Here is a 19,446-nt window from a genome sequence, read left to right as displayed (position 1 = left end):
ACTCCCCGATCCCGGCTGACGCCGTCGAGGATTTCACCGAAGAAACGACCCCGGAAGCTGCGAGATGACCACCACGATCCGACAGTCCGTACTCACCCTGTCTGCGGGCGAGATCGGCCGACCGGGGCCGTTCCCGCCGCTCGAAGCGGAGGCCGTCACTCGCTTGCGCGCCGACGCCACGAGCGTGCCCGACGACATCGCCGCGCGCGTGGCTGCAGCGCCGCCGCCGTGGTCGTTCCCCTACCACCCGCAGTCGGAGTACGACCGGGAACGGCGCACGCGCGACATCGACGTCGTCGTGCTCGAGAACGAGCACCTCCGGGCGACGATCGTGCCGAGCCTCGGCGGGCGCATCTGGTCGCTCGTCGATGTGGCCAGCGGCGCCGAGCTGCTCTCTGCCAACAAGGCCTTCCAGCCGGCGAACCTGGCACTCCGCGACGCGTGGTTCGCCGGAGGGGTCGAGTTCAACATCGGCATGCGCGGGCACTCGCCCACCACCTGCGACCCGCTCCATGCGGCTGTCGTGGACGGTCCCGGCGGCGCGCCCGGCCTACGCATGTGGGAGTTCGAGCGGGCTCGCGGACTGGTCTTCGCGATCGACGTGCACCTCGCGCACGACTCCGATCTGCTGGCCGTGCACGTGCGGGTGGTGAATCCGGACACCGCCCCGGCATCGATGTACTGGTGGACGAACATCGCGGTCCCTGAGACAGACGGCACTCGTGTGATCGCGGCATCTCGCACGACCTACGCCTCGGACTACAGCGGCCGGCTCGTCGGGATCGATGCACCTTACCGTGGCGACATCGACATCACCCTGCCGGGACAGCATCCAGGCGCCGCCGACTACTTCTTCGACGGCACCGGGATCGACGTTCCCTGGATCACCGCCATCGGCGAAGACGGCACCGGGCTTCTGCACGCGTCGACCGCACGACTCGTGGGCAGGAAGCTGTTCTGCTGGGGCAACGGCCAGGGCGCGCGTCGCTGGCAGGAGTGGCTCTCGCCGGAGGGCGGGCGCTACGCCGAGATCCAGGCGGGGCTCGCGCCCACACAGTTCGAGTACCTCGAGATGCCCGCACGCGCGGAGTGGAGCTGGACCGAGGTCTTCGGGAAGGTTCGGGTCGACGGCGCCGGGCCCGAGCACGCCACCCCGGACGCGATCCAGGCAGCCGACCGAGACGTGCAGACGCGGCTTTCCACGCACGACATCGACGCCCTCCACGGCGAGCTCTCCGACTTCGCGCGGCGTGCCCCGCTGAGCATCCTGAATCGCGGGTCGGGCTGGGGCGCCGTCGAGCGGGCGCTGCGTCGCGCCGACCAATGGATCGACGAGACGCCCACGCCGTTCCCCGTGGTCGAGGGCGACGACTCTGCGCCGTGGAACGACCTGGTCGTGCACGGGGTGATTCCGCCGACCGCGCTCGTGGGATCCCACGTCCGCGGCGACCGGTGGGAGCGCCACCTCCGGAGCATCCCTGGGGCCGATGCCGACGCCTTCGCGCAGTACCACCTCGGCGTCTTCGCGCACGTCGCCGGCGATGCCGAGACGGCTCGGGCGCATCTGCGGGCCTCGAACGCCGCAGCGCCGTCAGCGGCCGCGACGCGTGCGCTCGGTTTCGTCGCTCTGCAGCAGGGGGACGCGGCGGATGCTGCGCGGCGCCTCCGCGATGCGATCGCCCTCACCTCTGCTGGTTCACCGGAACGGGCGGCACTGATCCTGGAAACGCTCGACGTCCTGCGGCGCGCGGGGGACTTCGAACAGGTTCGGAGCTTGGCGATCACGGCACTCGGCGACGAAGTGCTGACCGGATCGGTCACCGCTCGCGTGCGCCTTGCTCTGGTCGAGGCGGAACTGGAGGTCGGCGACCGCGAGTCCGCGGCCGCTCTGCTCCGTGGCGGCGGCATCCTTCCGGCGAACTTCCGTGAAGGAGAAGACCGCATCGCGATGCTGTGGCAGCGCACCTTCGGCGAGAAGCCCCCGCGCGAACTCGACTTCTCGATGTTCGAGGGAGCCGAGGTGCTCTGAGCGGTCTCGGGTGGCGGTGGCTCAGCCGAACAGCAGCGTCAGCACGGTCGCGCCGCCGCCGCCGAGGATCAGCGCGATGATCGTCGTCCACGCGACGATGCGGATGCGGCGGTTGCGGCGCTCGCCGAGATCGCCGTAGTCCTCGCCCCGGTCCTGCGTGCTGAGATCGCTCATGCCTCGACCGGCTCCGACACCGTCGGCCCGAAGTACGACGGCAGCGTCGCGCGCGAACGCTCGCGCAGCTCGGCGACCGGCACCGTGAAGACGTCCTGCACCTCGAGCGAGGCGCCGTCCGGGTGGTTGTCGGTCACACCGATGCGCAGCACCGGGTAGTTGCGACCGGCGCAGAGGCCCTGGAACTTCACGTCGTCTTCGCGGGGCACGGTCACGATCACGCGGCCGGTCGACTCGGAGAACAGAGCGGATGCGGCATCCACTCCGTCGCGCTCGATGATCTCGTTCAGCCAGACGCGTGCGCCGACGCCGAAGCGCATGACGCCCTCGGCGAGGGTCTGCGCAAGGCCGCCCTCGGAGACATCGTGGGCCGACGAGATCAGCCACTCGTCGCGGGCGGCGGCGAGCAGGCCGGCGAGGCGCTTCTCTCCGGGGAGGTCGACCTTCGGCGGGAGTCCGCCGAGGTGGTTGTGCACGACGTCGGCCCATGCCGAACCCGAGAGTTCGGTGGCGGTGGTGCCGAGGAGGTAGATGTTCTGGCCCTCGTCCTGCCATCCGGAGGGGATGCGGCGCGAGACGTCGTCGATGATGCCGAGCACGCCGACCAGCGGGGTCGGGTGGATCGGCACGTCGCCGGTCTGGTTGTAGAACGAGACGTTGCCGCCGGTGACCGGGGTGCCCAGTTCGAAGCATCCGTCGGCGAGGCCGTCGACCGTCTGCCCGAACTGCCACATGACCTCGGGGTTCTCCGGCGAGCCGAAGTTCAGGCAGTCGGTGATCGCCGTCGGGGTGGCGCCGGTGACGGCGACGTTGCGGTACGCCTCGGCGAGGGCCAGCTGTGCACCCGCGTACGGGTCGAGCTGGCAGTAGCGGCCGTTGGCGTCGGTGGAGATCGCGAAGCCGAGGCCGGACTCCTCGTCGACGCGGATCATGCCGGCGTCATCGGGGAAGGCGAGGGCCGTGTTGCCGAGCACGAAGTAGTCGTACTGGTTGGTGATCCACGACGTGTCGGCGAGGTTCGGCGAGGCGACGAGGTTCAGGAACTGCGTCCGCAGCTCAGCCGGGTCGTTCGAGCGGGGCAGGTTCTCGGCAGCATCCGCCTGGAGTGCATCGATCCACGTCGGGTAGGCGACCGGACGGTCGTAGACCGGGCCGTCGACCGCGACGGTCGAGGGGTCGACGTCGACGATGCGCTCGCCCTGCCAGTCGATGATGAGGCGGCCGTCTCCGGTGACCTCGCCGAGCACGGAGGTCTCAACCTCCCACTTGTTCACGACCTCGAAGAACGCGTCGAGCTTCTCGGGCGCCACGATCGCCATCATGCGCTCCTGCGACTCCGACATGAGGATCTCCTCGGCCGTGAGCGAGGGATCGCGCAGCAGCACGTTGTCGAGCGAGACCTTCATGCCGCTGTTGCCGTTGGCGGCGAGCTCGCTGGTCGCGCAGGAGATGCCGGCGGCACCGAGGTCCTGGATGGCCTCGACGAGCTCGGCCTTGTAGAGCTCGAGGCAGCACTCGATGAGCACCTTCTCGGCGAAGGGGTCGCCGACCTGCACGGCGGGGCGCTTGGTCGGGCCGCCGTCGTCGAAGGAGTCGGATGCCAGGATGCTGGCGCCGCCGATGCCGTCGCCGCCGGTGCGGGCGCCGAAGAGCACGACCTTGTTGCCGACGCCCGTGGCGTTCGCGAGCTTGAGGTCTTCGTGGCGGAGCACGCCGACCGCGAGCGCGTTGACGAGCGGGTTGGCCTGGTAGACCGAGTCGAAGACGGTCTCGCCGCCGATGTTCGGCAGGCCCAGGCAGTTGCCGTAGAAGCTGATGCCGCTGGTGACGCCGTGCACGACGCGGGCGGTGTCGGGGTGGTCGATCGCGCCGAAGCGGAGAGCATCCATCACGGCGACCGGGCGTGCGCCCATCGAGATGATGTCGCGGACGATGCCGCCGACGCCGGTGGCCGCGCCCTGGAACGGCTCGATGAAGGAGGGGTGGTTGTGCGACTCGGCCTTGAACGTGACGGCCCAGCCCTCGCCGACGTCGATGACGCCCGCGTTCTGGCCCATGCCCACCATCAGGCGTTCCTTCATCTCGTCGGAGACCTTCTGGCCGAAGCGGCGCAGGTAGTTCTTCGACGACTTGTAGGAGCAGTGCTCGCTCCACATCACCGAGTACATCGCCAGCTCACCCGACGTGGGGCGGCGACCGAGGATCTCCTTGATGCGGGCGTACTCGTCGTCCTTGAGTCCGAGGGCGCCGTACGGCTGCTCCTTCTCGGGCGTCGCGACAGCGTTCGAAACGGAGTCGGGGACGTGCTTGTGGGCAGATGCTGCGGGGGCGGTGGTCACGCGCACTCCAAAGGAAGGGGCCGAGCGGGGCATGACCAGTCTACCGGCCACGCCATGCCCCGCTTCGAGGGATGGGTTTCGCCCTCACTCCATCGGTTCGGCCCACGCGGGAGCGACGAACTTCGCGCCGCCGAACATCGGGTACTCGACGAGAGCGCACTGGTCGGCGAGTTGCGCCCATGGCCGGTTGAGGCCGAAGGTGCCGTACTCGCGCACCTGGGTGACGCGGTCGAGGTCGAGCACCGCGAAGAGCACCTCGTCGCCGCCCGATGCCCGCTGCAGGATGGTGCCTTCGGGGTCGACGAACACGCTCTCGCCGACGCCCGAGGGGGCGGCACCGTTCACGTTGACGACGTAGACCTGGTTGGCGAAGGCGTTCGCGCGTGACATCACGACCTCCATCTCGCGGTCCCGTGTGGTGGTGAGCGTCGGCTGGATGATCACCTCGGCGCCGAGCCAGGCGAGCTGGCGCGCCACCTCCGGAAAGCTGCCGTCGAAGCAGATCGCGAGTCCGACCGTGCCGACACCGGGGATGTCGAAGGTCGTGAAGTCCCGTCCCGGCGTGAGCTCCTCGTACGGACGCCACGGGAAGAGCTTGCGATAGCGCGCCACGATGTCGCCTTCGGGCGAGACGGCGATCGCGGTGTTGTAGAGCCGGTCATCGTCGCCTCGCTCCACCAGCGACCCGGGCACCAACCACACGCCGAGTTCGCGGGCGAGCCCGCAGATCCGATCGGTCACGGGCCCGGGAATCGCGGTCGCGGCGCGCTCATCGAACTCGGGATCGTCGACCAGCAGCGGCCCCGGCGCGGCGAGCAGCAGCTCCGGAACGACGATGAGGTCGACATGGGCTCTGATCTCGACCACCTTGCGCACCTGGGCCTCGAATCTCGTCCAGGTGGCGTCGAGGTCGCCGTGGATGGCGGCGGTCTGGATGGCGGCGATGGACAGGGTGCGCACGGTCAGTGCTCCTTCGATTCGGGGTGGACGGTGGATGCCGCAGGATCGGCGACGACGAAATCGTCGCTCAGGACGGTGCCGACCGGGATGGTGTGGCGGCTGAAGAACTCGCGGAAGAGCGGTCGCACGGCAAGGGTGACGACGACGCCGAGTACGAGCGCTCCGACGCCGATCCAGAACACCGTGCCGACTCCGAGGATCTGCTCTCCGACGTACTCGGGTCTTGCCATGTCGATGGCGCTCGCGACGAGGGCGACGATCATGAGGAGGGCGCCGAGAAGCGGCAGGATGCCCGCGACGACGAGGCGACGCGGGTTGCGGCGAAGCTCGGGCGCGAAGTAGACCACGGCGGCGATCGCGGTGACCGCGTAGTACGCGGCGACGAGCACGCCGATGGCGAGGATCGCCAGCCCGATGAAATCGGCCGAGATGAGGGTGAGCACGACGACGGCGGCCGCGCTGATTCCCGCCCACCACCACGTGGCGGTGTTCGGGGTCCGGTGCGTCGGGTGCACCTTGGCGATCGATGGCGGCAGGGCCTTATAGGTCGCCATGCTGAGCCATCCGCGCGGCGTGCTCACCGCGACGGTGAACAGCGCGGCAAGAGCCGACAGTCCGATCGCTACGGTGATCACCCGGCCGAACACCTCTCCCGTCGCCTGCGTCCCGAGCACCGAGAGGGTGTCGTCGATGGCGGCATCGGAGGTGATGAGGTCGACTCCGCCGTAGCCGATCGCCGCGATCGAGGCGCCGCAGTACAGAACCAGGAGGATGACGGTGGAGATCACGACGGCGCGGCCCGGCGTCTTGGAGCGATCGGTCGTCTCTTCGTTCACCGAGATCAGAGCATCCCAGCCCCAGTAGATGAAGAGGCAGAGGATCACGCCGGCGACGAGTCCGGAGGGGTCGCCGAGGGCGAAGGGGTTCAACCAGTCGAGGCTGGGGGCGGGGCCCGTCGACGGGGCGGTGCCGGCGGTGATGGCGCTGACTGCGCCGATGCAGAATCCGCCGATCGCGACGATCTGCAGGGCGATGAGCGCGTACTGCACCCAGGCCGCCAACTCGATGCCGCGTACGGCCACGGCGGCGCTCAGCGCGATGAAGCCCACGGCGAGGGAGACCACGACGACCGGATTCTGAGCGAGTGCGTCGAGCCCGACGGCGATGAGGAGATACGTGGCGGCGACCTGCGCGAGGGCGGCGGTCGCGATGAAGGTGGCCACCTGCGGCACCCACCCACCGAAGAACCAGCCGGCGGTGGGCCCGAGGGCCCGGGATATCCACACGAAGACACCACCGCAGTCGGGCATGGCGCGATTCAGGTCGCGGAATGCGAAGGCCGTGAAGAGGATCGGCACGAAGCCGAGGAGGAAGGCGGAGGGCGTGTGCACGCCGACGGCATCGACGACGTAGCCGAGGGTGACGGCCAGGCTGTAGGCGGGGGCGACGGCGGCGAGCCCGAGGGCCACGATTCGGCCGAGCCCGAGGGCGTTCGGCCGGAGGCCTTTGTCGGGTGGGTGCGAAAGGCGCCCGGCGGATTCGCCGGTGCGGACAGAGTTCGGGTTCATCGAGTCTCCCTTGACGGATGCAGTTTCTTGAACTGCATTCAAACAACTCAACCGAGCCGCGTCAAGGGTTTCTTTGAATTGCGTTCAGATTTGCCCGACCGGCGTCGTGGACGGCGACCGGTCAGGCAGAATGGGCGGATGGCCCGACCCAACCGCAGCGCCGAGCGACGTCTCGCGATCCTCGACGCGGCGCGCGGCGTCGCCGTCCACGAGGGTGCTGCCGGCACGACGCTGCGCGCGATCGCGACCGCTGCCGGTATGGAGCCGTCCGGGGTGCTCTATTACTTCGACGGACTCGACGACCTCGTGCGCGAGTTGGTGTTCGCGGCGAGCGACCGGTTCATCGAGACGATCCGCACGGCGGTGGCGACGGCCGTCGACCCGGCGGCGCGACTCGTCGCCGCGATCGAGGCGGGATCGACGGGCGGCCTGGCCGGCGACGAGTCACGGATCCTCTACGAGTTCTGGTCGTACGGTCTGCGTGACCCGGCTCTGAACGACGCCGATCACGCGCTCGACCGCCGTCAGGTCGAGATCTACCGGCAGATCCTCGATGACGGCGCGGCGACCGGCGTGTTCCGACCGCGGCTCGACGTCAACGCGGTGGCCTGGGCGCTCGTCGCGCTCGAGGACGGACTCGTGATGGACATCCTCGCCGGCACCAAGACCCGCGACGAGGTCGTGACTCTCATCCGCTCCGTGGCCGAGTCGATGCTCGACGTCGAGCTCGGTTGAGTGGAGAGCGGCTCGCGGTGCGTCTACTGCACCGACCAGCCGCCGTCTGAGGCAAGGATCGCGCCGTTGATGTTCACGGCGTCATCCGACAACAGGAACGTGATCGATGCGGCCAGGTGCTCGGCCGTCGCGACGCTCGGAATCGCCTGCTGGAACGGGGCGAGACGGCCGGAGCCGTACTCCGACATGTTCGGCGGCATCGGGATGCCGGTGGCGACGCCGCCGGGGGCGACGGAGTTCACGCGGATGCCTCGGGGGCCGTACATGAATGCGGCGGACTTCGTGACGCCGACGATGCCGTGCTTGCTGGCCGTGTAGGCGTTGCCGGAGGCATTGCCGCGCAGACCTGCCTCGCTGGAGACGTTGAGGATCGCCCCGCGACCCGCTGCTTCCATGATCGGGAGCACAGCCCGCATGAGCTTGAACGGCGCCGTGAGGTTGATCGCGATGACACGGTCCCACACGGCATCCGGGGTCTCGCCGGCGGGTGAGAAGTCGTCGTTGATGCCGGCGACGTTCGCGAGGGCATCGATCCGCCCGCCCGCGGTGGCGACGACCGCATCGATCGCGTCCTGCTTGGTGAGGTCTCCGGCGACAACGGTGATCTGGGGGAGCTCTGCCTTCAGGGCATCGAGCTTCTCGGCCGAGATGTCTGCGGCGATCACACGTCCGCCTTCGCGGGCGATGCGCGATGCCGTGGCCCTGCCGATTCCGGAGGCAGCACCGGTGACGATGACCGTCTTGCCGGTGAAGCGCCCTGGCGTGATCTGCTCGGCCCAACCGGTCGTGCCGGATTCGGTGGGAATCTCGCCGCCGTTCGCGGCGCGCACGAGGTCGTCGACGACCGACTGCGGCATGGCGCCCTGGCTCAGGACCACGAGCTGCTGCAGCGGCAGTCCGAGAACCGGCGTGAGGAGTTCGGGGTCGGCGCCGGTCTGCGCGAAGAGGGCGCGGACGATCGGTCCGCCGACCTCGTCGTCGAGCCATTCGCCGATGGTGGACTGTGCAGTGAGGGCCATGATCTCTCCTTCTGGCATTTCGCAACGGTGCGTCTACTTATGTTCGAGTGTACGCCTCGATACGCTCAGAGGGTGCCTCGTCCTCGCAGTGAGAAAGCGCGCCAGTCGGTGCTGGCGGCGATGCGGCGCGCGCTCAGTGCCGAAGGGTACGACGCGGTGACGATCGAGGGGCTCGCGGCGGAGGCGGATGTCTCGAAGCAGACCATCTACCGGTGGTGGCCGTCGAAGGCGGCGATCCTCGGTGAGGCGCTGCTCGAGGGCGAGCTGCCGGGGGCTGACGTCTCGCTGCCGACGACGGATGACCTGGCCCGCGACCTGCGTGCCTGGGTGAAGCAGATGACGACCCACGTGGGCAGTGCCGAGAACACGGCGCTCGCGCGGGCGCTGATCGCGATTACGGCGACCGATCCGCAGCTGGGCGAGGCGCTGAACCAGCGGCTCGCCGGCCCGATCATCGCCTGGATCGTCGAGCGCATCGAGCGCGCGAAGGTGGCGGGTGACGTGCGGGCGGATGCGGATGCCGAGGTCATCGCCGACCAGTTCGTCGCGATGGCGTCGTACGCTGCGCTCCTCGGTCGGCCGTTCACGGCGGAGCGGGTCGATGCCACCGTCGACGTGCTGCTGCGCGGGATCGCCGCGGCGTAGCATCCGCCGCCTGCGCTGGATCGCGGCCTGGTCGGGCGTGCGCTTGGCTCGGCCAAGTGCGCTTCCCTCGGTCAGATTCCCGAAATATGGCCGAGGGAAGCGCACAAGTCCGAGCGGGGCGTGCGGGCCCTACGGAGAGACGGATGCCTGGCGCGCGACGGGTTCCCGAGGTGTAACCGCCGTGCGTCCACTGTCGAAGCGGGCCCGCGCACGATCCTGCTTGCGACCGACCTCGACGAGCTCGGTCGCCTTGGGCAGACCCATCTGCTTCGTCGAGACGTAGATGCTCTCGGCGCGCTCGACGAGAAACGTCTCGTGCCAGATGCCGACGGCGCCAGGGGCCTTGCGGGCCGCCTTGTTGAAGCGCGTCCATGCCGGGCGGTGCTCCTGGGATGGGCTTGATGCGTAGGCGTAGAGCTTGTCGATCGATGACCAGTACTGCACGACGTACGGCCCGCCGCCACCGAGCAGCAGCTCGTAGCCGAGGAAGCCTGACTCCTTGTCGGTGGCGAGCTCGCGGAGCATCCGGGGCATGGCAAGGAATGCGGGCATCCACAGATCCGGACGCCACCAGCGGTTGATCTGCATTCCGATGTGGAACACGACCAGCTCGCCGTCGTAGCGATGGGTCATGCGTCCGGTGATGACTCGGGACATGGGATCCTTCTCTCAATGGATAGTTCCACTATCCATAATGGATAGCGCTACTATCGATGTCAAGAGGTGGCGATGAGAATTTCCGAACTGTCGGCGCAGACCGGTGTGACCGTGCCGACGATCAAGTACTACCTGCGCGAGGGGTTGCTCCCCGAAGGCGAGCGGAGCGCGCCCACGCAAGCCGCGTATGGCGAGGTGCACGCGCAGCGGCTGCGCGTCATCCGCGCACTGCTCGATTCCGGAGTGAGCATCGCCGAGACCCGACGGGTGCTGGATGCTCTCGACAACCCGCCGGCGAACGCGCACGATCTGCTGGGCACGGCCCACGCCGCCATCACTCCGCCCGTCGACGAGAGCCTGGATCTCACCGAGACGCAGCGGCTGGTGGCCGGGCTGGGGTGGAAGCCGGGGATGTGCGACGACGCCGTGCTGTATGCCGTCGCTCGTGCGCTGCAGGCGCTCGAGCGCGCCGGGTTCGAGGTGCCGGTCGACGTGATGCCGGTGCACCTGAAGAGCATCCGCCAGATCGCCGACGCGGAGGTCGCTGGCGTGCCGACCGAGTCGGCCGAGGCCGCGGTGCGGTACGTGGTGCTCGGCTCGGTGCTCGTCGAGCCGCTGCTGCTGGCCCTCCGGCGCGTGGCGCAGCAGGTCGCGTCGGCCGAGAGGTTCGGCGGCGTGGACGCCTGACCGCGGAACGGGCTCTCCGCCGCGCCAACCGGCGGCATCCGGCATCCTGTGACACGGTGTCCCCATGACTGACGAATCCGCTGTCGTGGCCACGAAGCGCCGCCCGGGCATCCTGTCGTTCGTGATCGGTATCGCCGGCGGCATCCTGGGCCTGCTGCCATGGCTGGTCGGCGGCGGACAGCTGCCGTTGCAGAACCTCTGGGCGACGGCGACGCTGCCCGAAGACATGCCATTCGCCCTGCTGCCGCTCAGTCAGTACTACGCGACCCTGCTGTTCTCGCTCGTGCTGCTCGGCGGGGTGTTCTCCGGACTCGCGGTGCATTTCCTGGCGCGGGGACGAGGGCTCGCGGCGTGGCCGGGCGCGCTGGGAGTGTTGCTGGTGCATCTGATCGCCGTCGTGCAGTCCTTCGGGGTTCTCGCTGAGGGCCTGGGGATCGCCGACGGCGGGGATGCGCGGGCGTGGCTCTACTTCGCCGGGATGCTCGCCGGCAGCATCGCCGCCATGCTCATGGCGCAGCTGGGGTTCGTGATGACGTCGAGGCGTTCGGTGGGCGTGGTCTCGCTCGGCGTCGCGCTCGCCGCGGTGCCGTTCGCGAGCTGGGTCGCCCGGTGGGTCGTCGCGTTCACCGGTGAGGTCAGTCCACCGGAGTTCCTGTCGACCCTGGTCTACTGGCTGCCGGCCGTGATCGTCGGGGCGGCGCTCGTGTGGTGCGGCGTGCGTCCGCTCTGGCGGATCATCGTGTGGGCCGTGGCGCTGCTGGCGCTGTGGGTCGTGCCGGCGCTGTTCACGGCGATCCAGTACGGACTCGGGATGCGTGTGCTGAAGGGCGATGTCGTCGAGATGGCGAAGGCGTCGATGGAGGTGTTCCCGTTGGTGCTGCAGGAGATCTGGTTGCCGACGGCGGTCGCGCTCGTGATCGGGGTCGTGGGAACGGTGGTGCGGATGCTGGTCGGGCGGGGCGCGGCGCGTGAGGCCGATGACGCCTGATCGGCTGATGGGCTCCGGCGCGGATCGGAACAGGATGCTGCAGGTCTGTGTCAACGGCGCGCGTGATGCGGTGCAGCATCCGTGGCTGAGTGCAGACGCGACGGTCGTCGCCGACGATGCCGCGCGGGCGATCGGGCTGGGTGCGCAGGAGATCCATGTGCACCCGAAGGATGCCGCGGCCCGCGACAGTCTCGCCGGCGACGATGTCGCACGGTGGGTGCGCGCGATGCGAGCGGCATGCCCCGGCGTGCGGGTCGGCGTGACGACCGGAGCCTGGGCCGAACCCGACGTCGAGCGTCGACTGGCGGCGATCGCCGGGTGGACGGAACTTCCCGACTACGCGTCGGTCAACTGGCACGAAACCAAGGCCGACGAGGTGGCGGCGTTGCTGCTCAGCCGAGGCGTCCGCATCGAGGCGGGGATCTGGGGTGGCGCAGGGCTGGAGGCCTGGCGTCGCTCGCCCGTGCGCGGCGAATGCCTGCGCGTGCTGGTCGAGCTGCCGGATGAGTCGGCGAAGACGGTGCGTGACCACGCCGAAGGGCTGATCGCACATGTCGTCGGCGAGGAGCCGAGCATTCCGATCCTGCTGCACGGCGAGGAGCGCTCGACTTGGCCGGCATTCGACCTCGCCGTCGAGCTGGGTCTGGACACGCGGATCGGGCTCGAGGACACCCTGACCCTGCCCGATGGCCGGATCGCCTCCGACAACGCGGCGATGGTGCGGGTGGCGATGGGGCGGATGTCGGTGGGCTGAGCCGCGCCTTGTTCGGCACCGCACCCTGTCTTCGATCCAGTTCGCTGAAGCGAACTCCTTACCAACACTTAGTGCCATAAGTGTTGGTAAGCAACGCGGCAACCAACAGAAGCGAGGGCCTCGGCGCCGGCGGACTCAGCCCTTCTTCGTGCGCCTCGGCGCCGCGGATCGCGGCGGGTTGGCGCGCAGATGCCCGCTCACCTGTGTCATCACCCGCGCGAGGGTGTCGACATCGCCCTCCTCCAGTGACGCGAAGAGCATGCTGCTGACGACCTCGATGTGTCCAGGGAACACAGCTGCCAGAACCGCGCGGCCTTCGTCGGTGATCGTCACGATGGTGCTGCGTTCGTCGTCGGGCGAGGGTGCGCGCGTGATCAGCCCGCGCCCCTCGAGCAGCTGCGCCTGGTACGTCAAGCCGCTGCGGCTGTAGACGACGCCGTCCGCCAGGTCGGTCATCCGCTGGCTGCCATCCGCGGCGTCGCCGAGTCGCGCGAGCAGTTGGAACTGCACGTAGCTGAGCTTTCCGACCTCGCGCAGCTGCGTCTCGACCGCGTGCCGCAGCAGGCTGCTCACCTCGGTGAACGCGAAGTAGGCGGCGAGCTCCTGCGGGGTGAGCTGCGGGGCGGGTGTCGTCATGAGTCCAGTATACGTGTTGCTTCAAATTCGAAGCAGTGCTACATTCGGACTATTGCTTCGAATTCGAAGCACCCGATGAGAGGACAAGTCATGAAGGCAGTACGGTTCCACGAAGTGGGCGGCCCCGAGGTGCTCCAGTTCGAGGAGATCGAGCAACCGGTCCCGGCGTCAGGGCAGGTGCGAGTGCGCGTCGCAGCATCCGCATTCAGTGCCGCCGACAACGGCATGCGCGCAGGGTTCCTGCCGATTCCTCTGACGCTGCCGCACGTGCCGGGGTACGACGTGTCCGGCACTGTCGACGCGATCGGCGAGGGCGTCGAGGGCTTTGCGCTGGGTGACGCCGTGATCGGTTTCCTGCCGATGGGCGAAGACGGCGGTGCGGCAGAGTATGTGCTCGCACCGGTGGACGCACTCGTGCCGGCGCCCACCCGCGTCCCGCTCGCGGATGCCGCCGCGTTCCCGTCCGTCGCGCTGACCGCCCGGCAGGCGCTGTTCGACGACGGCCGCCTCGAGGCCGGCCAGCGCGTGCTCATCGTCGGCGCCGGTGGTGTCGTCGGCAAGTACGCGATCGCTCTGGCCAAGCGTGCGGGCGCGTATGTCATCGCCACAGCGAGTCCCCGGAGTGCAGATGCCGTCCGCGCAGCAGGTGCCGACGAGATCATCGACCACACCGAGACCGACGTGCTCGACGCGGTCGCCGAACCCGTGGATCTCCTGCTCAACCTCGCGCCCATCGAGCCGGCCGAGTTCACCGCCTTGGTGAGTCTCGTGCGATCCGGGGGAGTCGTCGTGAGCACCACCGCGTGGATGCCTGCTCCCGACGACGCCGAGCGCAACGTGCGCTCGGTCGTGGTCTACGTGCGCAGCGACGCCGAGAAGCTCGCCGAGCTGGTGTCGCTCGTCGACAGCGGCGATCTGCGCGTGGAGGTCACGCGTCGGATTCCGCTGACCGAACTGAGGGCGCTCCACGCCGAGGCGGCGCAGGGGCGGATCTCGGGCAAGGTCATCGTGATCCCTTGACTCGGCGACGTCCGATGCAGTCGAGCGTGGTCACCCTCGTCCGTTCTCGGCGAGGGTGACCTGCTGGACGATCGCCGGCTTGTCTGATCTCATGAAAACCGGTCGGATTCTCATGAAGTCGGCGGAGAGTGTCGCGAACGGTTCCCGACGGCTTCGGTGATGTCTGAAGCCCCCTCCTCAGCCGCGAACCTTGATGGGAAGGCGCTTTGCGTCTCCCCGGCCATAGCGGCTGGGACCGCAGTTGGTGCACTCGGGGTCTCGCCGCTGGGCATAGACCAGATGTTCGTCGTCGAGGGGATGGAACGTCTCCCAGTGTTCCGGCGACACGGTGTCGTACGTAAGACTCGTGAGGCTCATCATCCAGTCGTTGACGGCGTGGGCAGCACTGACGGCGTTGAGCGTGATGACGCTCGGTGCCGGTACGTCGTCGTCATCGAGGTATCGCTGCCGCCGGCGCTCAGTCGGGCTCTTGCCTTCTTCCTGCAAGAGGAGTGGGCTAATGAGTTGGTTACATCGAAGACATCCCGCTCCGGGAACGCTGGCCCTTACCGCCGAAAAAACGTCGACAACCGCGCCGTTGGCCTTGTCGAGAGTCACCTTCGCCCCGACTTGAGTGGATGGGATGAAGTACTGATGAGTGAGCACATCGACCAGCCGTCTCGCGGAGTGGGAGTCGGCAGCTAGGAAAATGTGATCGCATCCGGTGAGTAGCTCGCCGATATGGGGCTCGAGAACGTCGTCGAAGAACGAAGTGATGGACACCTTTGCTGATGCCTGGCGTGCAACACGGGCGGCGATCTTGACCTTTGGAGTCGACAGCCTCTTCCCGAGAGCTCGCAACCACCCGGGGCAGCGGTCGGCCGTGAGCCACGTCATAGCGTCCGCGCGGCGAGCCCCGACGAGGCGGGGCAAGTTGGTGGCGTCTACACGGTCAGGATCGACGAGGATGAGTTCTCCGACACCCAATCGCGCAAGGTACTCGTTGATGAGCGATCCCGCACCGCCCAGTCCGATGATCGCCACTCGCTGGCCCGCGAGGGTATCTTGGCCCCTGTCCCCGAAGATGCGCGCTTGCCGGTCGTATCCAGAGTCGGCCGTCACCATTGGGTCTGGTGCGTCGCGGAGACGAATCTGGGGTCGTCCGACGACTTGCAGGTGGTCGATTGCTACTTGCTCTCCGGAGGGCAGCCAGATGTCGCCGGCGACGGCTCGATCGGCGAACACGAGGGCGCCGACGGGTTGCTGTGTGATGTCAATCAGTGCTGGATAGCCGCGGGCATGGGAGGCAAGGTCTATCTCCGAGAAGGAGACCTCGGTGGTGCCGCCGTGGCAGTGCACGGCGAGGTAGATCAGCTCGTCGTCGGCGCACGATTCAGCAGTTTCGGCTACGAAGCGCGGAGTGAGCTTGCGATATCCGCGGTCGCCGGGAATGTAGTCGACTCCGTCTCGGGCATAGACGATATCGTGCACCAGCAGCCGCGTACCTCGAGGCGTGCGGGCAATGCCGCAGCGCAGGATGGCAGCGTGCTCGTCACGGTCGCCGGGGAAGAGATGAGCGTGTAGCGCTCTCCAGTCCTGCGAGGTCATCCGTACCGACCATGTCTGGGTCATGACTGTAGCCATTCGAGCACGCGGTGCAGCTTCGACGCAGCAGAATCGTGAGCGGGATCCCACCGGTTGCTGCTACGGGAGATCTGAGTAGCGGGCTCCTTGTGCTCTTCCTTCCCGGTCGGAGTCCACTCGGTCTGTTGGAAGCCCTCGTCCGGCAGCAACGGAGTTCCATTGCTGCGGGTGAGGCCCGGCACGCAGTAGTGGGGGTAGACCTGCGCCTCCGGGTAATTCATGGTCAGGTGAAACCCCATCCACGAGGACGGGACAGAGTAGCCCTTCCCCAGCGGTAGCGGGTCTACGCGCACGAACGCTCCGCCCTGCCCATCCTCGTGGTGAGTTATGGTCGCGTCCGGAAAGGAGGCAGTCAGCTCCTCGAAGGCCTCTTGCACCTCTGGAGTAACGGCCATCTCAGGAGTTGTCGTCGCCAGCAACCGCGCGGAACTCGTCCCCGGTCTTGACGGCAACGGTGTCGGTATCGGCGACGGGCTTGAGGTGCTTGCCCTTCTTCTCGGACAGCTGGAATGAAAGCTCGATCGGCACGCCCTGCGCGATGGCGGCCTGCTTGATCTCGAGACCGGTGACGTGCTTGTCATCCAGCGCGACAGGGCGGCGGTTTACGGTGATCTCGACGGTGCGAATCTTGGCATCTTCCGTGGGGGTGAGGGTTTTCATCGCTGCTCCTTGCTATAGTTTCGACTCAGTGCGATTGCGAGAGTCAAATGCAATTTTAGCACACGGTTGCGAGAGTCAAATTAAGGAGTGTCGATGGCCAGGGGATCTTTTGATGCGGGCGCCTTCTACGCGGCGCTAAATCAGACGCGAGAGGGGCGAGGTCTGACGTGGAAACAGGTTGCAGAGGCAGCGGGAGTTAGCGCGTCAACACTGACTCGGATGGCGCAGGGCAAGCGGCCTGACGTGGACGGGCTTGCGGCACTCATCAGCTGGAGCAACTTGAAGGCCGATGACTTCGTTTTGCGGACCGGCGAGGCGGGAGAAAAACCGGAGACGATGGCGATGATCTCCACCTACCTCAGGTCCGACAAGAACCTGTCTGCTGACGCAGCGCAGGCTCTTGAGAGCATCATCGCGGCCTCATATCGGCAGCTGCGCTCCAAATAGGCACCCAGGCGCGAGGGATTCGAAATGGGAACGGACGCCGGTTTCGTCAAGAAGCATGTCACCGATCTGGCGTATGCCACACGGGAGGAACTTGGGCTGCGGCCGTGGGATCGACTCGATCCGCTGGTACTCGCTGAGCACCTCGCGATCCCGGTGTGGCCGCTGTCCGACCTCCGCAATGCCGCCCCGACGGCCACGGACCTCTTTCTGGTCAGCGAGCAGTCTGCCTTTTCAGCAGTCACAGTGTTCGCGGGGTCTGCCCGGGTGGTGATCCACAATGACTCCCATTCGCCCGCCCGCCAGGCAAGCAACATCTGCCACGAACTCGGCCACGGACTACTCCTCCATGAAGCAGCTCCCGCGTTGGACGGATCGGGGTGCCGAGATTGGGATCAGGTCATGGAGGACCAAGCCCAGTGGATGGCTGGCGCGCTCCTCGTCCATGAGAGGGGGCTCGTAGCGGCCCTCCGAAGGGGCAAGCCTCACGATGCCATCGCCGCGCAGTTCGGAGTGAGTCAGGACATGATCTCTTGGCGGATCAACATGACGGGTGCCCTCCGGCGTGCCCGAACAGCGACTCGGTGAGGGACTACGCGGAGCGGATACACGTCGTCTAGAGACACATGAAGGGGAGGAACCCCTGCCCAAGAGCGATCTGGGACCCATCTGTAGACCGGGAGGATCGCGCTGCATGCGGCCAACGTAGCGGCGTCCTCCTCGGACGGCACCGCAGCATCCCGCCTGAACTACTGCACCTGTGAGGATCAGCCGAGCATCAACGAATGCGGATCCGTGGGTGAAACGCGAAAGGGCAGAACCGACCCCGGCTGCCAGTTCGACAGAGCGCCGTCGGCGATCAGCGTCTGGTAGCTCGTGCGGTAGGCGTCCTGGCCCTCGAGCTTGAGATCGAGCTCCACGGCATAGATCGGCGTGGTCTCGACAACAGCGCCGGTGGGCGCAAGGCTCACCACCGTGCCGGAGCCTCGAAGCATGGTCTCAAACGCGGCCATGTTCGCGAAGGGATTGGCCGTGGCGGCTCCGTGCGTGCCGTGCGGGGCGTTCGGGTCGTAGGCCGTGTACTGCTCGGCGAGGTCGGCCGAATGCTTGAGGTTCGCCGCATAGTCGGTGTTCATGGTCTGCTTCGCACCGGCCTTCATCAAACGACCGATGTCGCCGAAGATGCCCATGCTCAGCTCGTGAAGGCGATGTTCTGGGCGTCGGCCGGATCGACCTTGACGTCGTGCGTGCTTCCCACCGCGTAGTTGGCGATGAACATCGGTGCCACCATCTCGCGCTTCGACACGACGTACGGCGCGCCACCGGCGAGGGTCACTTCCACCTCGAGCTGGAACCACGGGTTGCCCGAAATGCGTTCACCGGTGTCGACAGCTGAGCGAATGACCGAGGTGCCGCTGTGGCCGATGGCGATGATCCGGTTCAGTTCATTGCCGTAGGCGGTGAGTACCTCGCGGTCGGCATACAAGTCGGCGCCGACGCTTCCGGCGTTCGCCATGGTGACGGGAGAACCGTCGGTGTAGCCGGCGTCGCGCAGATGCTGATTGGCGAGTTCCTGCGCCGCCGCAGCCTGCGCGGCCCAGTCCTGCCCGCCGGTGGCTTTGTCCTTCATGCGATCGAAGAGGCCCATGGATCCCCATTTCAGGTATCGGCGCCTGCCACCCGGCCGGGAGAATCCCGACGGAATCGGCGCAAGCCCCCAGTTTGTCAACTCGCTTGGGACAAGACAATCGGTTTGTCGATGAAATCTCTGTGTCGAGTGTTTGACCGGAGTATCGGGTCCTTTTGGCCTGGATGCTCCAGGGCCGGCGATGACGCGACCGGCGTAGACGACGGTGCGAGGTCAGTCGTCGAAGGCCGCGATGGATACTGCGTCGGGAACCTCGACGGAGGACCGTTCGGAGAACCAATTGACCAGCTCCTGCGGGCACTCCGTGTCCTTCACCGTGATATCGCGGCTACCCGGGATGCCTGACAGTTCGGCGCATCCGTAGACACTCGCATAGAAGCCATCGAGCCCGGAGGGTATGTCGACATCCATGGGGTAGAAAACGCACGCCGTGATCTCGTCGTCGACGCGGTCCAAGCAGTACAGAGTGTCTGTCGCCCCGCCTTCGGGCTGCTCCGTGAGACCCGACAGGAGTTGGCTACTGGCGACGGTTGTGTAGTCCGTCGCGACGAGGGCCGCGTCGTCGGATGCGGTCGCGACAACTTCCGCCATGGCTGCAACGGACGTCGCCACGCTGTCACTCAGTCTTTCTTCGGCTATCCCGCGGGGATCCACGGCGGCGCACCCGGTGAGCAGACCCACTGCTAGTGCCACCGCCGCGAGCAGTGTGTATCGCTTGACCTCCATGACTGTCCTTCCAACGGCGGGTGGTGCCTATCTCCTTCCGTCACCATAGGCCCGAGGCCAAGCCAGAGCGCAGAACGCGCGACTCCTCGCGGCTGCGGATGAGTGTGGGGCCGCTTCGGTTTGTCGTGCGAATC

General features: G+C 67.4%; 21 protein-coding genes and 1 pseudogene. 10 read left to right on the top strand and 12 right to left on the bottom strand.

Annotated elements, in window-relative coordinates; genetic code table 11:
- Positions 1–64: 64 nt before the first annotated feature.
- Positions 65–2,029: a DUF5107 domain-containing protein gene (locus tag LTA6_RS05105; protein ID WP_407358823.1), complete on the top strand. Its 1,965-nt coding sequence runs from the start codon at positions 65–67 to the stop codon at positions 2,027–2,029.
- 21 nt (positions 2,030–2,050) lie between these two features.
- Here LTA6_RS05105 and LTA6_RS05100 read toward each other — a convergent pair whose 3' ends face one another.
- From LTA6_RS05100 to LTA6_RS05085, 4 genes are all read right to left on the bottom strand, one after another.
- Positions 2,051–2,203 (bottom strand): hypothetical protein, encoded by a 153-nt coding sequence (locus LTA6_RS05100; protein ID WP_363550395.1) that lies wholly within the window; start codon positions 2,201–2,203, stop codon positions 2,051–2,053.
- Positions 2,200–4,542 carry a phosphoribosylformylglycinamidine synthase subunit PurL gene (gene purL, locus LTA6_RS05095; protein ID WP_407358822.1) on the bottom strand — a complete coding sequence of 781 codons (2,343 nt, stop codon included), beginning with the start codon at positions 4,540–4,542 and terminating at the stop codon, positions 2,200–2,202. Before purL ends, LTA6_RS05100 begins: the two co-directional genes overlap by 4 nt.
- An 84-nt stretch (positions 4,543–4,626) precedes the next feature.
- On the bottom strand, positions 4,627–5,502 hold the full coding sequence (locus tag LTA6_RS05090; protein WP_407358821.1) for a carbon-nitrogen hydrolase family protein: 876 nt from the start codon (positions 5,500–5,502) through the stop codon (positions 4,627–4,629).
- 2 nt (positions 5,503–5,504) lie between these two features.
- Positions 5,505–7,070 (bottom strand): APC family permease, encoded by a 1,566-nt coding sequence (locus LTA6_RS05085; protein WP_407358820.1) that lies wholly within the window; start codon positions 7,068–7,070, stop codon positions 5,505–5,507.
- 138 nt (positions 7,071–7,208) lie between these two features.
- On the opposite strand from LTA6_RS05085, the gene LTA6_RS05080 reads away from it, so the two are divergent.
- Positions 7,209–7,805: a TetR/AcrR family transcriptional regulator gene (locus tag LTA6_RS05080; RefSeq protein WP_407358819.1), complete on the top strand. Its 597-nt coding sequence runs from the start codon at positions 7,209–7,211 to the stop codon at positions 7,803–7,805.
- 23 nt (positions 7,806–7,828) lie between these two features.
- Here the strand turns inward: LTA6_RS05080 and LTA6_RS05075 are convergent, their stop codons facing one another.
- Positions 7,829–8,824, bottom strand: coding sequence for an SDR family NAD(P)-dependent oxidoreductase (locus LTA6_RS05075; protein ID WP_407358818.1), 996 nt, complete (start codon positions 8,822–8,824; stop codon positions 7,829–7,831).
- 72 nt (positions 8,825–8,896) lie between these two features.
- Between LTA6_RS05075 and LTA6_RS05070 the strand changes: the two genes are divergently transcribed.
- Positions 8,897–9,469: a TetR/AcrR family transcriptional regulator gene (locus LTA6_RS05070; RefSeq protein ID WP_407358817.1), complete on the top strand. Its 573-nt coding sequence runs from the start codon at positions 8,897–8,899 to the stop codon at positions 9,467–9,469.
- Between the two features lie 129 nt (positions 9,470–9,598).
- Here LTA6_RS05070 and LTA6_RS05065 read toward each other — a convergent pair whose 3' ends face one another.
- A complete protein-coding gene (locus LTA6_RS05065; protein ID WP_407358816.1) occupies positions 9,599–10,126 on the bottom strand; it encodes a DUF4188 domain-containing protein in 528 nt (175 codons plus the stop codon).
- 72 nt (positions 10,127–10,198) lie between these two features.
- On the opposite strand from LTA6_RS05065, the gene LTA6_RS05060 reads away from it, so the two are divergent.
- The 3 genes from LTA6_RS05060 (at position 10,199) to LTA6_RS05050 (ending at position 12,555) form a co-directional block, all read left to right on the top strand.
- On the top strand, positions 10,199–10,813 hold the full coding sequence (locus LTA6_RS05060; RefSeq protein WP_407358815.1) for a MerR family transcriptional regulator: 615 nt from the start codon (positions 10,199–10,201) through the stop codon (positions 10,811–10,813).
- A 64-nt stretch (positions 10,814–10,877) separates the two neighbouring features.
- The gene (locus LTA6_RS05055) at positions 10,878–11,801 is read left to right on the top strand and encodes a hypothetical protein (protein ID WP_407358814.1); all 924 of its coding nucleotides are present in this window, start codon (positions 10,878–10,880) and stop codon (positions 11,799–11,801) included.
- Positions 11,791–12,555, top strand: coding sequence for a 3-keto-5-aminohexanoate cleavage protein (locus LTA6_RS05050; protein WP_407358813.1), 765 nt, complete (start codon positions 11,791–11,793; stop codon positions 12,553–12,555). Before LTA6_RS05055 ends, LTA6_RS05050 begins: the two co-directional genes overlap by 11 nt.
- A gap of 135 nt (positions 12,556–12,690) precedes the next feature.
- Here the strand turns inward: LTA6_RS05050 and LTA6_RS05045 are convergent, their stop codons facing one another.
- Positions 12,691–13,191, bottom strand: a complete 501-nt coding sequence (locus tag LTA6_RS05045) for a MarR family transcriptional regulator (protein ID WP_341976453.1) — start codon at positions 13,189–13,191, stop codon at positions 12,691–12,693.
- 90 nt (positions 13,192–13,281) lie between these two features.
- Between LTA6_RS05045 and LTA6_RS05040 the strand changes: the two genes are divergently transcribed.
- Positions 13,282–14,211: an NADP-dependent oxidoreductase gene (locus tag LTA6_RS05040; RefSeq protein ID WP_407358812.1), complete on the top strand. Its 930-nt coding sequence runs from the start codon at positions 13,282–13,284 to the stop codon at positions 14,209–14,211.
- A gap of 177 nt (positions 14,212–14,388) precedes the next feature.
- Here the strand turns inward: LTA6_RS05040 and LTA6_RS05035 are convergent, their stop codons facing one another.
- Together LTA6_RS05035 and LTA6_RS05030 are read right to left on the bottom strand one after the other, a co-directional pair.
- The gene (locus LTA6_RS05035; RefSeq protein ID WP_407358811.1) at positions 14,389–15,822 is read right to left on the bottom strand and encodes a ThiF family adenylyltransferase; all 1,434 of its coding nucleotides are present in this window, start codon (positions 15,820–15,822) and stop codon (positions 14,389–14,391) included.
- A gap of 408 nt (positions 15,823–16,230) precedes the next feature.
- Positions 16,231–16,494, bottom strand: a complete 264-nt coding sequence (locus LTA6_RS05030; protein ID WP_407358810.1) for a multiubiquitin domain-containing protein — start codon at positions 16,492–16,494, stop codon at positions 16,231–16,233.
- A gap of 93 nt (positions 16,495–16,587) precedes the next feature.
- Between LTA6_RS05030 and LTA6_RS05025 the strand changes: the two are divergent.
- From LTA6_RS05025 to LTA6_RS05015, 3 genes and pseudogenes are all read left to right on the top strand, one after another.
- A pseudogene (locus tag LTA6_RS05025) lies at positions 16,588–16,692 on the top strand (hypothetical protein); the annotation flags it as partial.
- 21 nt (positions 16,693–16,713) lie between these two features.
- The gene (locus tag LTA6_RS05020; protein ID WP_407359306.1) at positions 16,714–16,941 is read left to right on the top strand and encodes a hypothetical protein; all 228 of its coding nucleotides are present in this window, start codon (positions 16,714–16,716) and stop codon (positions 16,939–16,941) included.
- 24 nt (positions 16,942–16,965) lie between these two features.
- Positions 16,966–17,526, top strand: a complete 561-nt coding sequence (locus LTA6_RS05015) for an ImmA/IrrE family metallo-endopeptidase (protein ID WP_407358809.1) — start codon at positions 16,966–16,968, stop codon at positions 17,524–17,526.
- 179 nt (positions 17,527–17,705) lie between these two features.
- Here LTA6_RS05015 and LTA6_RS05010 read toward each other — a convergent pair whose 3' ends face one another.
- The 3 genes from LTA6_RS05010 to LTA6_RS05000 form a co-directional block, all read right to left on the bottom strand.
- The gene (locus LTA6_RS05010; protein WP_363550420.1) at positions 17,706–18,128 is read right to left on the bottom strand and encodes a hypothetical protein; all 423 of its coding nucleotides are present in this window, start codon (positions 18,126–18,128) and stop codon (positions 17,706–17,708) included.
- Between the two features lie 2 nt (positions 18,129–18,130).
- Positions 18,131–18,586, bottom strand: coding sequence for a hypothetical protein (locus LTA6_RS05005; RefSeq protein WP_407358808.1), 456 nt, complete (start codon positions 18,584–18,586; stop codon positions 18,131–18,133).
- Positions 18,587–18,799: 213 nt separating this feature from the next.
- On the bottom strand, positions 18,800–19,312 hold the full coding sequence (locus tag LTA6_RS05000; RefSeq protein ID WP_407358807.1) for a hypothetical protein: 513 nt from the start codon (positions 19,310–19,312) through the stop codon (positions 18,800–18,802).
- Positions 19,313–19,446: the final 134 nt, after the last annotated feature.

It is taken from the genome of Microbacterium sp. LTA6, assembly GCF_045690355.1.
In the GTDB taxonomy this organism is placed as follows: Bacteria; Actinomycetota; Actinomycetes; order Actinomycetales; family Microbacteriaceae; genus Microbacterium.
This window is presented reverse-complemented; position numbering and strand designations above follow the sequence as displayed.

Excerpts from the sequence above, each read along its gene's own strand:
- LTA6_RS05105 (WP_407358823.1), top strand. The coding sequence starts at position 65 with ATGACCACCACGATCCGACAGTCCGTACTCACCCTGTCTGCGGGCGAG.
- LTA6_RS05100 (WP_363550395.1), bottom strand. The coding sequence starts at position 2,203 with ATGAGCGATCTCAGCACGCAGGACCGGGGCGAGGACTACGGCGATCTC.
- LTA6_RS05085 (WP_407358820.1), bottom strand. The coding sequence starts at position 7,070 with ATGAACCCGAACTCTGTCCGCACCGGCGAATCCGCCGGGCGCCTTTCG.
- LTA6_RS05080 (WP_407358819.1), top strand. The coding sequence starts at position 7,209 with ATGGCCCGACCCAACCGCAGCGCCGAGCGACGTCTCGCGATCCTCGAC.
- LTA6_RS05075 (WP_407358818.1), bottom strand. The coding sequence starts at position 8,824 with ATGGCCCTCACTGCACAGTCCACCATCGGCGAATGGCTCGACGACGAG.
- LTA6_RS05065 (WP_407358816.1), bottom strand. The coding sequence starts at position 10,126 with ATGTCCCGAGTCATCACCGGACGCATGACCCATCGCTACGACGGCGAG.
- LTA6_RS05060 (WP_407358815.1), top strand. The coding sequence starts at position 10,199 with ATGAGAATTTCCGAACTGTCGGCGCAGACCGGTGTGACCGTGCCGACG.
- LTA6_RS05055 (WP_407358814.1), top strand. The coding sequence starts at position 10,878 with ATGACTGACGAATCCGCTGTCGTGGCCACGAAGCGCCGCCCGGGCATC.
- LTA6_RS05050 (WP_407358813.1), top strand. The coding sequence starts at position 11,791 with ATGACGCCTGATCGGCTGATGGGCTCCGGCGCGGATCGGAACAGGATG.
- LTA6_RS05045 (WP_341976453.1), bottom strand. The coding sequence starts at position 13,191 with ATGACGACACCCGCCCCGCAGCTCACCCCGCAGGAGCTCGCCGCCTAC.
- LTA6_RS05040 (WP_407358812.1), top strand. The coding sequence starts at position 13,282 with ATGAAGGCAGTACGGTTCCACGAAGTGGGCGGCCCCGAGGTGCTCCAG.
- LTA6_RS05035 (WP_407358811.1), bottom strand. The coding sequence starts at position 15,822 with ATGACCCAGACATGGTCGGTACGGATGACCTCGCAGGACTGGAGAGCG.
- LTA6_RS05030 (WP_407358810.1), bottom strand. The coding sequence starts at position 16,494 with ATGAAAACCCTCACCCCCACGGAAGATGCCAAGATTCGCACCGTCGAG.
- LTA6_RS05020 (WP_407359306.1), top strand. The coding sequence starts at position 16,714 with ATGGCGCAGGGCAAGCGGCCTGACGTGGACGGGCTTGCGGCACTCATC.
- LTA6_RS05015 (WP_407358809.1), top strand. The coding sequence starts at position 16,966 with ATGGGAACGGACGCCGGTTTCGTCAAGAAGCATGTCACCGATCTGGCG.
- LTA6_RS05010 (WP_363550420.1), bottom strand. The coding sequence starts at position 18,128 with ATGGGCATCTTCGGCGACATCGGTCGTTTGATGAAGGCCGGTGCGAAG.
- LTA6_RS05005 (WP_407358808.1), bottom strand. The coding sequence starts at position 18,586 with ATGGGCCTCTTCGATCGCATGAAGGACAAAGCCACCGGCGGGCAGGAC.
- LTA6_RS05000 (WP_407358807.1), bottom strand. The coding sequence starts at position 19,312 with ATGGAGGTCAAGCGATACACACTGCTCGCGGCGGTGGCACTAGCAGTG.